Source organism: Pseudotabrizicola algicola, from assembly GCF_010915705.1.
Classification (GTDB): Bacteria; Pseudomonadota; Alphaproteobacteria; order Rhodobacterales; family Rhodobacteraceae; genus Pseudotabrizicola; species Pseudotabrizicola algicola.
In genome coordinates this window covers 1-13,902 of the sequence record NZ_JAAIKE010000004.1, presented here as the reverse complement: position 1 = coordinate 13,902, position 13,902 = coordinate 1, and the positions used below count along the sequence as shown (strand labels likewise).

Annotated in this window: 18 protein-coding genes; 15 read left to right on the top strand and 3 right to left on the bottom strand. The window is 67.0% G+C overall.

Translation table 11 applies throughout. The annotated features are described in order from the left end of the window. Window positions 1-29: 29 nt before the first annotated feature. From G3572_RS13130 to G3572_RS21880, 11 genes are all read left to right on the top strand, one after another. Window positions 30-392, top strand: a complete 363-nt coding sequence (locus G3572_RS13130; protein ID WP_205518722.1) for a hypothetical protein — start codon at window positions 30-32, stop codon at window positions 390-392. Then, the gene (locus tag G3572_RS13125) at window positions 392-1,336 is read left to right on the top strand and encodes a PD-(D/E)XK nuclease family protein (protein ID WP_164612600.1); all 945 of its coding nucleotides are present in this window, start codon (window positions 392-394) and stop codon (window positions 1,334-1,336) included. The genes G3572_RS13130 and G3572_RS13125 overlap by 1 nt, the downstream gene beginning before the upstream one ends. Further along, window positions 1,330-3,066: a DEAD/DEAH box helicase gene (locus G3572_RS13120; RefSeq protein WP_164612598.1), complete on the top strand. Its 1,737-nt coding sequence runs from the start codon at window positions 1,330-1,332 to the stop codon at window positions 3,064-3,066. The genes G3572_RS13125 and G3572_RS13120 overlap by 7 nt, the downstream gene beginning before the upstream one ends. Further along, entirely contained in the window at window positions 3,063-3,287 is a 225-nt protein-coding gene (locus G3572_RS13115) for a DUF6511 domain-containing protein (protein WP_164612596.1), read from the top strand. The genes G3572_RS13120 and G3572_RS13115 overlap by 4 nt, the downstream gene beginning before the upstream one ends. Then, entirely contained in the window at window positions 3,287-5,560 is a 2,274-nt protein-coding gene (locus tag G3572_RS13110) for a PriCT-2 domain-containing protein (protein WP_164612594.1), read from the top strand. Before G3572_RS13115 ends, G3572_RS13110 begins: the two co-directional genes overlap by 1 nt. Window positions 5,561-5,950: 390 nt before the next feature. After that, window positions 5,951-6,439: a crossover junction endodeoxyribonuclease RuvC gene (locus tag G3572_RS13105; RefSeq protein WP_164612592.1), complete on the top strand. Its 489-nt coding sequence runs from the start codon at window positions 5,951-5,953 to the stop codon at window positions 6,437-6,439. After that, window positions 6,436-6,633 (top strand): hypothetical protein, encoded by a 198-nt coding sequence (locus tag G3572_RS13100; protein ID WP_119896258.1) that lies wholly within the window; start codon window positions 6,436-6,438, stop codon window positions 6,631-6,633. The genes G3572_RS13105 and G3572_RS13100 overlap by 4 nt, the downstream gene beginning before the upstream one ends. Further along, a complete protein-coding gene (locus G3572_RS13095) occupies window positions 6,626-7,012 on the top strand; it encodes a DUF6362 family protein (protein ID WP_126156057.1) in 387 nt (128 codons plus the stop codon). Before G3572_RS13100 ends, G3572_RS13095 begins: the two co-directional genes overlap by 8 nt. Before the next feature lie 370 nt (window positions 7,013-7,382). Next, window positions 7,383-8,609 (top strand): DNA modification methylase, encoded by a 1,227-nt coding sequence (locus G3572_RS13090; RefSeq protein WP_164612590.1) that lies wholly within the window; start codon window positions 7,383-7,385, stop codon window positions 8,607-8,609. A gap of 3 nt (window positions 8,610-8,612) precedes the next feature. Further along, the gene (locus tag G3572_RS13085) at window positions 8,613-9,608 is read left to right on the top strand and encodes a DNA cytosine methyltransferase (protein ID WP_164612588.1); all 996 of its coding nucleotides are present in this window, start codon (window positions 8,613-8,615) and stop codon (window positions 9,606-9,608) included. Further along, window positions 9,605-9,757: a DUF7220 family protein gene (locus G3572_RS21880; protein WP_205518721.1), complete on the top strand. Its 153-nt coding sequence runs from the start codon at window positions 9,605-9,607 to the stop codon at window positions 9,755-9,757. Before G3572_RS13085 ends, G3572_RS21880 begins: the two co-directional genes overlap by 4 nt. Before the next feature lie 52 nt (window positions 9,758-9,809). Here the strand turns inward: G3572_RS21880 and G3572_RS13080 are convergent, their stop codons facing one another. The 3 genes from G3572_RS13080 to G3572_RS13070 form a co-directional block, all read right to left on the bottom strand. Continuing rightward, window positions 9,810-10,322 (bottom strand): DUF3489 domain-containing protein, encoded by a 513-nt coding sequence (locus tag G3572_RS13080; RefSeq protein WP_164612586.1) that lies wholly within the window; start codon window positions 10,320-10,322, stop codon window positions 9,810-9,812. A 94-nt stretch (window positions 10,323-10,416) separates the two neighbouring features. Then, window positions 10,417-10,665: a hypothetical protein gene (locus tag G3572_RS13075; protein WP_425274253.1), complete on the bottom strand. Its 249-nt coding sequence runs from the start codon at window positions 10,663-10,665 to the stop codon at window positions 10,417-10,419. A 12-nt stretch (window positions 10,666-10,677) separates the two neighbouring features. Beyond that, entirely contained in the window at window positions 10,678-10,860 is a 183-nt protein-coding gene (locus tag G3572_RS13070; protein ID WP_043869402.1) for a hypothetical protein, read from the bottom strand. Between the two features lie 115 nt (window positions 10,861-10,975). Between G3572_RS13070 and G3572_RS22120 the strand changes: the two genes are divergently transcribed. From G3572_RS22120 to G3572_RS13050, 4 genes are all read left to right on the top strand, one after another. After that, window positions 10,976-11,539 carry a terminase small subunit, Nu1 gene (locus G3572_RS22120; protein WP_113900013.1) on the top strand — a complete coding sequence of 188 codons (564 nt, stop codon included), beginning with the start codon at window positions 10,976-10,978 and terminating at the stop codon, window positions 11,537-11,539. Next, on the top strand, window positions 11,430-13,400 hold the full coding sequence (locus tag G3572_RS13060; protein ID WP_164613176.1) for a phage terminase large subunit family protein: 1,971 nt from the start codon (window positions 11,430-11,432) through the stop codon (window positions 13,398-13,400). The genes G3572_RS22120 and G3572_RS13060 overlap by 110 nt, the downstream gene beginning before the upstream one ends. Window positions 13,401-13,402: 2 nt before the next feature. Beyond that, window positions 13,403-13,612 carry a phage head-tail joining protein gene (locus G3572_RS13055; protein WP_028030714.1) on the top strand — a complete coding sequence of 70 codons (210 nt, stop codon included), beginning with the start codon at window positions 13,403-13,405 and terminating at the stop codon, window positions 13,610-13,612. After that, window positions 13,612-13,902, top strand: a 291-nt coding sequence (locus G3572_RS13050; RefSeq protein ID WP_164612584.1) for a phage portal protein, incomplete at its 3' end; no start/stop codon positions are given. The genes G3572_RS13055 and G3572_RS13050, both read left to right, overlap by 1 nt.

Here is a 13,902-nt window from a genome sequence, read left to right as displayed (position 1 = left end):
AGCGCGCAACCCCATCTAAGGAAACTCCCATGACTGACATGACCAACGCGGCCCCCGTGGCCGTGAACAGCCCCGGCTTGCCTGATGATCAGCGCCGATTGATCGAGCTCGACGATGCCATCGCCAAGATCCGCACGCAGATCGCGACGGCCGATCTGGCCCGCCAGCGCGGCCAGAAGCCCATAGATCCGGACTGGTTCCACCGGGCCCGCACGGCGCTCCGCCACCTGTGCCGCGAGCGCGCTGAACTGCTCGCCCAAGGCACCGGTCGCCGTCGTCGCGAAAAGCTCAAGGACGCCCTGATCGGCATCCTGCGCGAACGCCATGACCCCGAGACCTGGGATGGCATTCTGGCCGAGGCGCAGGCCCGCACTGAACGGGAGGGTCTGTAATGGCAGAACTTCCCGAAGCCCCCACGCCGACGCTGACGGCGATCTATGCCGATTACGAAGCCCGCCAGGGCGATGGCTTCCGCGATCACCTCGGGGCGTCGATCATCGGCAAATCCTGTGCCCGGGCGCTCTGGTACGATTTCCGCTGGGTCACGCCCGCGCGCCATTCTGGCCGCCTTCTGCGCCTCTTCGAGACGGGTCAACAGGAAGAGGACCGGCTCGTGCGCAACCTGCGTGCCACCGGGGCGACCGTGCTCGAGGTCGATCCCGAGACCGGACGTCAGTTCCGGGTCGAAGCCCATGGCGGCCATTTCGGCGGCTCGCTGGACGGCGTGGCCCTTGGTCTCCTGGAGGCGCCGAAGTCCTGGCATGTGCTGGAGTTCAAGACCCACTCGGTCAAGAGCTTCAATGAGTTGGTCGCGAAGGGCGTCGTTCTAGCGAAGCCCCAGCATGCCGCGCAGATGCAGATCTACATGTACCTGACGGGCATCACGCGCGCCCTCTACGTCGCGGTCTGCAAAGACACCGACGCGCTGCATGTCGAGCGGATCGAGGCGGACCGCGCCATGGCCGAGCGTCTTCTGGAAAAGGCCGGGCGCATCATCTTCGCCCAGCATCCGCCCGCGCGGATCAGCGAGGATCCGGCCTGGTTCGAATGCCGATTCTGCGATCACCATGCCGCCTGCCATGACGGCGGTGGTGCCGCGGTGACCTGCCGGTCTTGCCTGCATGCGACGCCGGTCGATGGCGGTTGGCACTGCGCGCGACACGACCGGATGCCGGCGCCTGCCGAGCAACGCGCCGCCTGCGGCCGCCATCTCTTCATCCCCGATCTCATCCCGGGCGAGGTCATCGATGCGGGCGACGATGTCGTCACCTACCGCATGGCCGATGGCTCGACCTGGACCAATGACGCCCGTTCCCCGGAGGCCGCGCCATGCTGACCCTGCGCCCCTATCAACAGGCCGCGATCACCGCGATCTACGGCTATTTCCAGACCCACACCGGCAATCCGCTGGTGGTCATTCCGACCGCGGGCGGCAAGTCGCTCGTCATGGCGTCCTTCATCGAGGGCGTGCTGAAGGCCTGGCCCGATCAGCGCATCCTGATCGTGACCCATGTCCGCGAGCTGATCGCCCAGAACCATGCGGAGATGATCGGCCTCTGGCCCGAGGCCCCGACGGGCATCTATTCGGCGGGCCTCGGCAAGCGCGAGGCGCAGGCGCGGATCCTCTTCGCCGGTATCCAGTCGATCCACCGCCGCGCAGCCGAGATCGGCCATACCGATCTGGTGCTGATCGACGAGGCGCATCTGATCCCCGGCAAGTCGAGCACGATGTATCGGCGCTTCCTCGACGCGCTGAAGGCGATCAACCCGGCGCTCAAGGTGATCGGGCTGACCGCCACGCCGTTCCGGCTCGACTGCGGGATGCTGCATGAGGGGCAGAATGCGCTCTTCACCGACATCGCCTACGAGGCCCCGGTCCGCGAGCTGATCGATGCGGGGTATCTGAGCCCTCTGGTCTCGAAACAGCCCGCCACCCGGCTCGACGTCTCGAAGGTGGGCACCCGCGCGGGCGATTTCATTGCGCGCGATCTGGCGGCGGCAGTCGATCAGGACGCCATCACCCGCGCGGCCGTGACCGAGATCATCGCGCATGGCCGCGACCGGAAATCCTGGCTGGCCTTTTGCTCGGGCGTCGAGCATGCGCGCCATGTGGCCGAGGAATTCGGCCGCCAGGGCATCAGCTGCCGCACGATATTCGGCGACACGCCGAAGGACGAGCGCGATGCGATCCTTGCCGCCTTCAAGCGCGGCGAAATCCGCGCGCTGGCCTCGATGGGCGTGCTGACCACCGGCTTCAACGCGCCCGGTGTCGACCTGATCGCGCTGCTGCGTCCCACGCAATCGGCCGGGCTCTATGTGCAGATGGTCGGGCGCGGCACCCGCCTCGCGCCGGGCAAGGAGAATTGCCTGGTGCTGGACTTCGCCGGCAATGTCCGCCGCCACGGGCCGATCGATCTGGTGCGGCCCAAGCGCCCCGGTGACGGCGGCGGGGGTGAGGCCCCGACCAAGGTCTGCCCGGACTGTGACAGCATCATCGCGCTATCGGCGACGGAATGCCCGGATTGCGGCTATGTCTTCCCGGCGCGCGAGGTGAAGATCGCGCCGACGGCCGCTACGCTGCCGGTGCTTTCGCCGAAGCAGCAATGGCTTCCGGTCACGGGCGTTTCCTATAGCCGCCACGACAAGGCTGGCGGCCGTCCGTCGCTCAAGGTGACCTATAGTAGCGGCCTTGCCACCTACAGCGAATGGGTCTGCCTCGAGCATCAGGGCTATGCCCGCCAGAAGGCGGCCGATTGGTGGCGCAAGCGCGCGCCCGGCTGCCCCGTGCCGTTGAGCGTGGCCGAGGCCCTCGCGCAGACGAGCCGCCTTGCGCGCCCCAGCGACATCTCGGTCCGCCCCTCGGGCCGCTATCTTGAGATCTCCGGTTACAGGTTCGCCCCATGCGCCCATCCGACCCCGGCCTCTGCGCCGTCTGCCACCGAGAACCTCGCGGGTTTGGCTGGTTCGAACCGGGGTTCCGCCGCACCGACCCGCGGCGTGACGCCAGCCGCAAGCGGCTCTGCAGCCGTGCCTGCCAGGACCTCTGCCATGGGAGGAAGGGCATGATCGATCCCACCCCGAACGAGACCGAGGCCATGGCCTTTGGCGGCCAGATGGGCGGCGAATATCTGGAAGCCATCGGCAAGTCCGATCTGGCGACCCTGTCCGAGGAGGAATGGGCCCGGTTTCTCGATGCCGTCGTCACCGGCTATTGCGACCACCTGCGCGCGCTGGCGGCGAAGGATCGCAACCGGCTCGACGCGATGGCGCCGGAGGTGCCGTTCTGATGGCCGACACGTCCTGGATGGCGCGCTTCGGCGCGCGGCTCGTCACCAATGGCTATGCCATCCTGCCGATCGGCCCGGGCACCAAGAAGCCCGGCCGGTTCCAGCGCGGGGGCTGGGCCGATTACCGGGAATGGAACCGCCATGCCGAACGCCCGACCACGGAGGTCGAGGTCGCGACCTGGGCTGCCTGGCCCGATTGCGGCATCGGCATCGTCGGAGGTGCGGTGGCGGCGGTCGACATCGACATCGCGGCGGACGCCGAACTGGCATTGCAGATCGAGGCATTGGCCCGGGCGCGCCTCGGCGACACGCCCGCGCTGCGCATCGGCCGCGCCCCGAAGCGCATGCTGGTCTATCGCACGGCCGCACCGTTTCGGGGCATCAAACGCCATCCGCTCGAGGTGCTCTGCCTCGGGCAGCAGTTTCTGGCTTATGCCGACCACCCCGACACCGGCGCGCCCTATGTCTGGCCCGACGAGGGGCTGGCCGATCTCGATATCAGCGACCTTCCCGAAATCACGGCGGAAGCGGCGACGGCCTTTCTGGATGAAGCCTATGCGATGCTACCCGAGGCCCTGCGCCAGCGCGGGCTGCGATCGGCAACACCGGCCACACTGCTGCGCAACCACGGGCAGATCGGCACCTTGCCCGCCATCCGGTCGGCGCTCGACTGGCTGCCGAATGACGAGCTCGATTACGACAGCTGGATGCGCATCGGCATGGCGCTGAAAGGCGCGCTTGGCGATGAAGGCGGCGAGGTCTTTGCCACCTGGTCGGCCCAGGCGGCCAAGGACGTGCCCGCGACCACGGCCCGCGCTTGGGCGAGCTTCAAGCCCGACCGGATCGGCGCGGGCACGATCTATCACCTCGCCATGGAACGCGGCTGGCAGCCCGATGCCGCCTTGCGCCTCGATGGCAGCGTCGATCAGGACGGCCCACATCCGGCCGCCGATCTGCTGGCCCGATTGGAGGGGAGCGCACCGACCGTCACCGGCCCGGAAAATCCAACCTTCAGCCTGACCATCCCCGATGGCCTCGTGGGCGATCTGACCGGCTACATGCTGGCCACCGCGCGCAGGCCACAGCCGCTTCTGTCGCTCGGGGCCAGCCTCTGCGCCATTGGCGCGCTGATGGGGCGGCGGTACCGCACGACCAGCAACCTGCGCTCGAACCTCTATGTCGTGGGGATCGCGGACAGCGGCTCGGGCAAGAACCACGCCCGCGAGATCATCAACGAGGTCTTCTTTGAGGCGGGTCTCGCCCACCATCTCGGCGGCAACAAGATCGCCTCTGGCGCGGGGCTCCTGACCGCGCTCCACCGCCAGCCGGCGATCCTGTTCCAGATCGACGAATTCGGGATGTTCCTGTCGGCCGCCGCCGACCGCAAGCGCAGCCCGCGCCACATCACCGAGATCCTCGACAACATGACCGAGCTGTTTACGGCGGCGGGCGGGATCTTCCTCGGGGCGGAATATGCGAACCGCGACGGCACCAATGAACGGCGCGACATCAACCAGCCCTGCCTTTGCGTCTATGGCACCACGACGCCCTTGCATTTCTGGGGCGCGCTGCAGGGCGCGAATGTGGTCGACGGCTCGCTCGCGCGCTTTCTGATCCTGCCGAGCGATGAGGACTATCCGGACGAGAACCTCGCGGTCGGCATCCGGCAGGCCCCGCTCGCGCTGATCCATGCGCTCCAGCTGGTCGCGAACGGCGGCGGGGCCGTGAAGGGCAACCTGACCGGCAAGACCGCCGATCAGAATACCGCCGTGAACCCGATGACCGTGCCGATGTCGGACGCGGCAAGGGCAAGGTTTGCCGAGCTCAGCGACGCCCTGACCGAGGAGCTACGGGCAGCGGCCGGGACGGCCTTCACCGCCATTCTCGCCCGCATCGGGGAGAATGCGTTGAAGCTGGCGCTGATCGTCGCTGTCGGGCGCGACCCGGTGCGCCCCGAGATCGACATTACCGCAGCGGACTGGGCCATCGGCTTCGTGCGCCATTACGCGCGGCGCACCATGGAAGCGGTCGAGCGCCATGTGGCGGATACCGAGACCGAGGCGCATCTGAAGCGCCTGAAGGAGATCGTCCGCGCCGCCGGGCCCAAGGGGATCACCAAATCCGAGATCACCCGCGCCTCCCAATGGCTGAAATCGCGCGACCGCGACGAAATCCTGCTGACGCTGATCGAGAGCGGCGACATCACGACGGGCATGCGCGGCTCCTCGACCAAGCAGGCCATGGTCTACCGGATGGCGCGGTGGGGCGGGTGACCGGAGATCCTTCAATCCGCCTGAAACTGCCCATGAAGCCGAACTACCGACAAGCAGCAGAAACAAAAGGGAAAAACCGGATCCTTCAAATCCTTCAATCTTTCAAGAGGACTCCTTTCCCTTATACGCGTGCACGCGTGGTCTAATATTGGGAGAGAGATGCCCATTGAAATATTGAATAATTGAAGAATTATATATTACATATACAGGACAACCACTTAGGGGCGAAAATCTTTCAAGACGCCCCTCTGAAGGTTCTGAAGGATTTGCCAGGCGGCACACCCGCCCAGCCCATGAACTGACCAGACCACCCTTCGGGGCCTGGCGAGACCGCAGCCTTCACCGGCCAGCCCGCTCGCCTCGCTCACAAACGCGAAGAGGAGGTCTCTCATGACCCAATCCAACGAACACCCGCGCTGCATCCTGGCGCTTGATCTCGGCACCACCACCGGCTGGGCCTTGCGCAGCCACGACGGGCTGATCACCAGCGGCACCGCCAGTTTTCAGCCTGGGCGCTATGACGGCGGTGGCATGCGCTATCTGCGCTTCACCAACTGGCTGACCGAACTGGACCGACTGTCGGGGCCCATCGCCGTGATCTGGTTCGAGGAGGTCCGCCGCCACGCCGGAACCGATGCGGCCCATGTCTATGGCGGGCTGATGGCCTCGCTCACCAGCTGGGGCGAGTTGCGGGGCATCCCCTACGAGGGCGTGCCGGTGGGCACGATCAAGCGCCATGCCACTGGCAAGGGCAACGCGCCCAAGCAAGCCATGATCGATGCGGCCCGCGCGAAAGGCTTCAGCCCCGAAGACGACAACGAGGCCGATGCCATCGCCATCCTGTTCTGGGCGCTCGACGCCCGGGGAGGTGCGGCATGAGGTTCCACCCCAAGGGCTATGGCGGCCAGCGCCGGTCGCCTGATGAGGTGAAGCGCGACGGCTGGCGCGAACAGGGCCTGCTAGCCGTCAGCGTGGATGACCAGCGTCTGACCTGGCCCGAGCGCGAACTCGTCGAGCAGCTGGGCACGCGGCTTTATGGTCCGCGCCCGGCCGAGGATCTGCGCCATGGCTGAGCACATCTGGACCGCCGAGGACGTCGCCGATCATTTCGAGGAGGCCTTCCGCACCCTGCGCAAGCTGCCGCCGGTGAAGGTGCAGGGCTATTTCAACGCCTGGCCGCAAGTCATCCGCACCGAACGCGAGATCCTCGCCATGGAGCCCGAACCGATGCGGGTCTGGCCCTCGGCCGCCGCGATCTCGCGGCTCGAGCAGACCTTCGATTGGGTGCTCTGGCTCGGCGAGAGCGAGCGCCGCCTGATCTGGTGGCGCGCTGCCCGGCGGCCGTGGAAGCAGATCACCCATGAGCTGGGCGTCGACCGCAGCACCGCATGGCGCCAGCACAAGCTCGCGCTCACCAAGATCGCCGCGCGGCTGAATGCTGCGCGAGCATGAAGTGTTGCAACACTTTGGTCTTCGACAGCTGCAACATATCCGTGCTATCTGAAGGATATGATGGGGAGAGTGCGTCGGAAGACGGCTCTCCCCGTTTCCGTTCGCGCGGACCGGCGACAGCAGGGCCGCAGCGATGCGCATTTCCTTGAAATCGGCGGGTCCTTCCCGGCGTCCACCCTATGCGGGCGGGCGAAGCGCGAGGGTTTCCTAGTGACGCCCCTGAAAACACCCGTTTCGTTTCGCCTGGTCCCACGCGGCAACGAGCACAGGGTCTGACCGCCGGAAACCACATTCCTGAACCGAAACGGCTCCGCGGGGGCATTTCGGTTCACGCCCCCATTTCGCCGCCCGGCACCCCAAGGACATTCCCATGGACGTCGTCGACCTGCCGCTCGAGCAGATCATTCCCTATGCGCGCAATCCCCGGCGCAACGAGCAGGCCATCGCCACGGTCGCGGCCTCGATCCAGGAGTTCGGCTGGCGTCAGCCCATCGTGGTGGACGAGGCGATGGTCGTGCTCGCCGGGCACACAAGGCTGGAGGCTGCGCGCAAGCTCGGCTTCAAGACCGCGCCGGTGCATGTCGCCAAGGGGCTGACCGCGTCCCAGGCGCGCGCTTTTCGGATCATGGACAACCGTTCCGGCGAGAATGCCGAATGGGACAAGGACCTCTTGAACCTCGAACTGGCGGACCTGCTGGAGGCGGATTTCGACCTTGGCCTGACCGGCTTCACCGAGGACGAGGTGAACGCGCTGCTGTCGAGCCTCGATGCGGGCACCGGTCCGCAGGAGGGCGAAGACGAGATCCCAGAAACACCGGAGGAGCCGATCAGCCGTCCCGGCGATCTCTGGCTGCTCGGGCACCACCGGCTTCTCTGTGGCGACAGCACGGTCGCCACAGATGTCGAGCGGCTGCTCGGCCCGGTGAAGCCGCTGCTGATGGTCACCGATCCGCCCTACGGCGTGGAATACGACCCGGGCTGGCGCAACCAGGCGGGGGCGGCCAAGACGAAGCGCACCGGCAAGGTGCTGAACGATGATCGCGCCGACTGGCGCGAGGCCTGGGCGCTGTTCCCCGGCGATGTCGCCTATGTCTGGCACGGCGCGCTGCATGCGGCGACCGTGGCGGAAAGCCTCGAGGTCGCGGGCTTCGCCATCCGGTCCCAGATCATCTGGGCCAAGGAGCGGCTGGTGCTGAGCCGGGGCGATTATCACTGGCAGCACGAGCCTGCCTGGTACGCGGTGCGCAAGTCCGGCAAGGGCCATTGGGCGGGCGACCGCAAGCAGACAACGCTCTGGCATATCTCGCGCAAGGATCAGGACGAAAAGACCGTCCACGGCACCCAGAAGCCTGTGGAATGCATGCGTCGGCCGATCCTCAACAACTCGAGCCCGGGTCAAGCGATCTACGAGCCCTTCATGGGATCGGGCACCACGTTGATCGCGGCCGAGACCACGGGCCGCGTCTGCCTCGGTATCGAGCTGAACCCGGCGTATGTCGATGTGGCCGTCCAGCGCTGGCAGAAATTCACCGGGAAACAGGCCGTCCTCGACGGGGATGGAACGGCCTACGACGACCTCAAGACCAAAGACCGCTGAGGAATGGATGACCTGGCTTTACCTTCCGCAGGCCTGCCTGACGGAACAGGCGACGCATGCCTCTTCGGCCTCTCGCTCTGCTCCGGCGCCGGTGGCATCGATCTCGGGCTCACCATCGCCTTGCCCGGATATCGAACTGTGGGCCATGTCGAACGGGAAACCTATGCCGCAGCCACTCTCGTGGCGCGGATGGAAGACGCGGCCCTGGATCATGCGCCTGTCTGGGACGACGTTGCCACCTTCAACGGCCGCCCGTGGCGCGGCGCGGTGGACATCGTCACTGCGGGCTATCCGTGCCAGCCGTTCTCCGTCGCGGGCAAGCGCCGGGGCACGGACGACCCGCGCCACCTCTGGCCGCATGTCGCCCGCATCATCAGCGAGGTCGAGCCACCCTTTGTCTTCCTCGAGAATGTCGCCCATCATCTCCGCCTCGGCTTCCCCGAAGTCGCCAGCGGACTGGTCGGCATGGGCTACCGCCTTGCGGCAGGCCTCTTCACGGCGGCGGAAGTCGGCGCGCCCCACAAGCGCGAACGGCTCTTCATCCTCGCCATCCGAGAGGAGGACGAGCTGGCCGACCCCGCGCGCCTGCTCTGGCACCCGGTCGAGTGGCGGGAACCGGACGGAATTGCTGCGCCTGTGGCCGACGCCGAGGGCCAGCGCCAACGAGAACCGGCAGACGAAGCCGACGCCCTCGCAGGCAGCGGGCCAGCACGGGATGAATCTGGCGACGACGGCTGCAATGTGGCCGACGCCGCAGACCGACAGCTTTCGCAGCCGGGGTGGCGACAGGCGCGACGAGAAGTGTCTCGACGGCATGGCGCGGGATTGGCCGACGCCAATGGCAACGGACGGAAACAAGCCGAGTGCCGGCAATCGCAAGACGGCCGATCTGACCCATGCCAGCCAGATGTGGATGACGCCGACGGCGCGGGATCACAAGGACGGGGCGACGAGCCTCGCGAACACGCCGGTGAACGGGCTACGGCGTTGCGGTCGTGACGCAGATTCTGATCTTCCCGATCTTCGGCCTGCACACGACGCTGGCGCAGAACCTGAAGATGGGCGTGGTCTTCACCGTGGTCAGCATCGCGCGGTCCTTCGCCCTGCGGAGGGTGTTCGAGGCGATCCGGATGCGGAGCGCCAAATGATTGACCGCCGCCCCGGCGGGACGGCGGCCATCGACTTGTCGGGGTCGTTGCGTCAGGCGGCAGGGAGTTTGTACACGCGCCCCCGATCCTCGACCTTCTCGGAAGTCACCTCGAGACCGAGTTTCTTCTTCAGCGCCCCGGCCATCGCGCCGCGCACCGTGTGCGACTGCCAGCCCGTCGCGGCCATGATCTCCTCGATGGTCGCGCCGTCCGGCGCGCGCAGCATTGCGATCAGAGTGGCCTGCTTGGTGCCCTCGCGCGGCGTGCGCGTCTTGGGCGCGGGTTCGAGGGCAGCCGAGGTGTTCGGCTCGATGCCGATGGCGGCAAGGCCTGCGTCGGTGGCAACCAGCGTGACGCCGTGCCCGTCGCCGGTCTCGCGCCAGACGGGTTCGCCCTTGCGCATGTCCGCCTCGGCCTCTTCGAGCAAGCCCTTCGCGAGCATCGTGCCAACCACCTTGGCGGCGGCGCCACCCCGCAGGCTCTCGGGCAGCGGCAGGGCGATGTGCTCGGGCCGCTGGGCGGCGGCGCTGAGGATGATGGCTTGGTTGTCGGAAAGCTGGGTCATGGGGGCGTCTCCGTATTCGGGTCGCGTCCGTCGCGATCCCTTCTACGACCCCGAGCCGCGCCCGCGCGCGGCAGAGGTCCGGAGATTCCGGAGGTCAGTCTGCAAATTCGCCTTCGCCGAACGCGCTGTCGGTGATGCGCTTCAACAGGCTCGCGTAGTGTTCGAGGGTACCGACGTGGCCCCAGTTGATCTCGTCGGGATGGGCGTCGAAGTGGTCATCACTCAGCCTCTGCAGGCGGACGAGCATCGTGTCGATCTCGGCCTTCTTTTCAATGAAAGCCGCCAGCGCGGCTTCTTGGTTCCTGCGGGCCTTTTCGGCGCGGAGTTGGTGGCGGTCGGTCATCATCCTGCCCCCTCAGTTCTTCTGCTCGATCATCGCGAGGATCGCGCAGGCCATGCCGCCCAGAAACTCGCCGCGCCGGAAGACGATCTCGTCGATCTCGGTCGCGCGGGTGATGGCGGGATCGACCTGAAGGTCGGCGGCCATGTGCGGAAGCAGGCGGGCGGCTTCAAGGTTGTAGCGTTCGGCGAGGGTCATGGCAGGCTCCGTGGGGTGCATCGTTTTCGCAGGATCAGCTTCGCTCTGCCGGGGCTCACCATCCAGTATAATCGCAGCAATTACATGGCTTTAATCGGAGCGCGCGGATCATCTCATGTCGTCAGCCACGCAACCCATCGGCGTGATCGCGCGGCTCCTCGATCTATCCGAGCGCCGGGTCCAGCAGCTGAGCCGCGAGGGTGTGATTCCGAAGGCCGAGCGCGGCCAGTACGATCTGATCGGCTCGGTGCGCGGCTATGTCCGCTACCTGCGCGATCAGGCCACGAAGGCGCAGGCCGGTGCGCCGGATTATGCGGCCGAGCGGGCGCGCTTCATTCGGGCGCGGGCTGATCTCGCCGAGATGGAGGCCGAAGAAAAGCGCGGCGCGCTGATCGCGGCCGAGCAGATCGAGGCCGCCTGGATCGCCGTTCTGGCGCTTTTGCGGACCCGTCTGCTCGCGCTGCCGGACCGGCTGGCGCCGCAGGTTTTTGAACAATCAACCGTCGGAGACACCCGGAATCTGATCCGAATGACCATCCGCGAGGTGCTCGATGATCTCGCGCAGCCAGATGTCCAACTCGAAGCCAGCGCTGACATTGACGGGCTCCCCGATCCTGAAGCGGACGGTGGAGACGGCGCTGAAGGTGCTGCGCCCGCCGCCGGAACTGACGATCAGTGATTGGGCGGACGAGAACCGACGGCTGAGCTCTGAGGCCAGCGCCGAACCCGGGCAATGGCGCACGAGCCGGGCCGAATATCAGCGCGGGATCATGGAGGCGATCTCGGACGCCTCGACCGAGACGGTGGTCATCATGTCCTCCGCCCAGGTCGGCAAGACCGAGGTGCTGAACAACGCCTGCGGCTATCACATCGATCAGGATCCCGCGCCGATCATGGTGGTGATGCCGACCGAGCGCGACGCGGAAACCTGGTCGAAGGACCGCTTCTCGCCGATGGCCCGCGACACGCCCTGTCTGTTGGGCAAGATTGCCGATCCGCGCTCGCGCGACGGCAACAACAAGATCCTGCACAAGCGGTTTCCGGGCGGGCACCTGACCATCGTGGGCGCGAACGCACCCTCGGGTCTGGCCAGCCGCCCGATCCGCCTGCTGCTGTGCGACGAGGTGGACCGCTATCCGTTCAGCGCGGGCGCCGAGGGTGATCCGATCAATCTCGCCAGGAAACGCACGGTGACCTTCTGGAACCGCAAGATCGTGCTGGTCTCGACACCCACGAACAAGGGCACCAGCCGGATCGAGGCAGCCTTCGAGGAAAGCGATCAGCGCCGGTTCTGGGTGCCATGCCCGGATTGCGGGGCGGAACAGGTGCTGACCTGGACACAGGTGCGCTGGAGCAAGGGGCCCGAGGGCGACCACCGGCCCGAAACCGCGCGCTACCACTGCGCGGAATGCGATGCGGCGTGGCGGGACGAGACCCGTTGGGCGGCGGTCTCAAAAGGGCATTGGGTGGCGGAGCAGCCCTTCGCGGGCGTGGCGGGGTTTCACCTGAACGAGATCTACTCGCCATGGGTCAGGCTGGAGGCGATGGTGCGGGCCTTTCTCTCGGCTCGCTCCGGCGGGGACGAGACGATGAAGACCTTCGTCAATACGTCGCTCGGTGAGACTTGGGTCGAGACCGGGGAAGCCCCCGATTGGCAACGGCTCTACGACCGCCGCGAGGCTTGGAAGCCGGGCATCGTGCCCGCGGGCGGGTTGTTCCTGACCGCTGGGGCTGACGTGCAGAAGGACCGGATCGAGGTCGATGTCTGGGCCTGGGGCCGCGGGCTGGAAAGCTGGCTCGTCGATCACGTCGTGATCGAGGGCGGGCCGGACCGGCACGACGCATGGTCGGAGCTGACCGCGCTGCTCGACCGAAGCTGGCCGCATGAGCGCGGCGCGCATCTCAGGATCGCGCGGCTCGCCATCGACACTGGCTACGAGGCCCCGGCGGTCTATTCCTGGTCGCGGGCGCAAGGCGCTGCGCAGGTGTCGCCGGTGAAGGGTGTCGAGGGGTTCAACCGCTCGAGCCCGGTGTCGGGCCCGACCTTCGTCGACGCGACCGAGGGCGGCAAACGCCTGCGGCGTGGCGCGCGGCTTTGGACGGTGGCGGTCTCGACCTTCAAGGCCGAGACCTACCGCTTCCTGCGGCTGGCGCGGCCGACCGAGGAGGAGATGGCCGACGGGGCGGCATTCCCGCCCGGCTCGGTGCACCTACCGCACTGGGTCGAGAACGAATGGCTGAAGCAGTTCGTGGCCGAACAGCTGGTGACGGTGCGCACGAAGCGCGGCTTCGCCCGGCTGGAATGGCAGAAGCTGCGCGAGCGCAACGAGGCGCTGGATTGCCGAGTCTATGCCCGCGCCGCCGCCTGGATCGCGGGCGCGGACCGTTGGCCTGACGAGAAATGGCGCGACCTCGAGGATCAGCTCGGGTCTGCACCTTACGGTGACACCGATCCCGCCGGTCAAATTCACCGGCCCGGACAGGCTCCACAGGGCAAGCGCCGCTCCGACTGGCTCGCGCGGCGCGAAGGATGGTTTTGAACATGACAGACTGGACAGAAACCGAACTCTCGGCGCTGCGCCGGGCCTATGCCAGCGGCACGACACGGGTCAGCTATGACGGCAAGTCGGTGGATTACGGCTCGGCCGAGGATCTGCTCGCCCGCATCCGCACCATCGAGCGCGCCATTGCGGGCACCACCCGGCCACTGCCGGTGGCCGGACTGGCTGGCTTCAGCCGCGGAGATCGCTGATGTCGGCAAACTGGTTCGACAGTGCAATTGCCTCCGTCGCCCCTCGGGCCGCCGCCAGGCGCGTGCTGGCCCGTCAGGCCTTCGAGACCCTGACGCGCGGCTATGACGGGGCCGCGAAAGGGCGACGGACGGACGGCTGGCGCGCGCCAGGATCCTCGGCTGACACCGAGATCGGCGTCGCGGGGGCTCTGCTTCGCGACCGGATGCGTGATCTGGTCCGTAACAACCCGCATGCGGCGAAGGCGGTCGCGGTGCTGGTCAACAATATCATCGGCGCGGGGATCATGCCG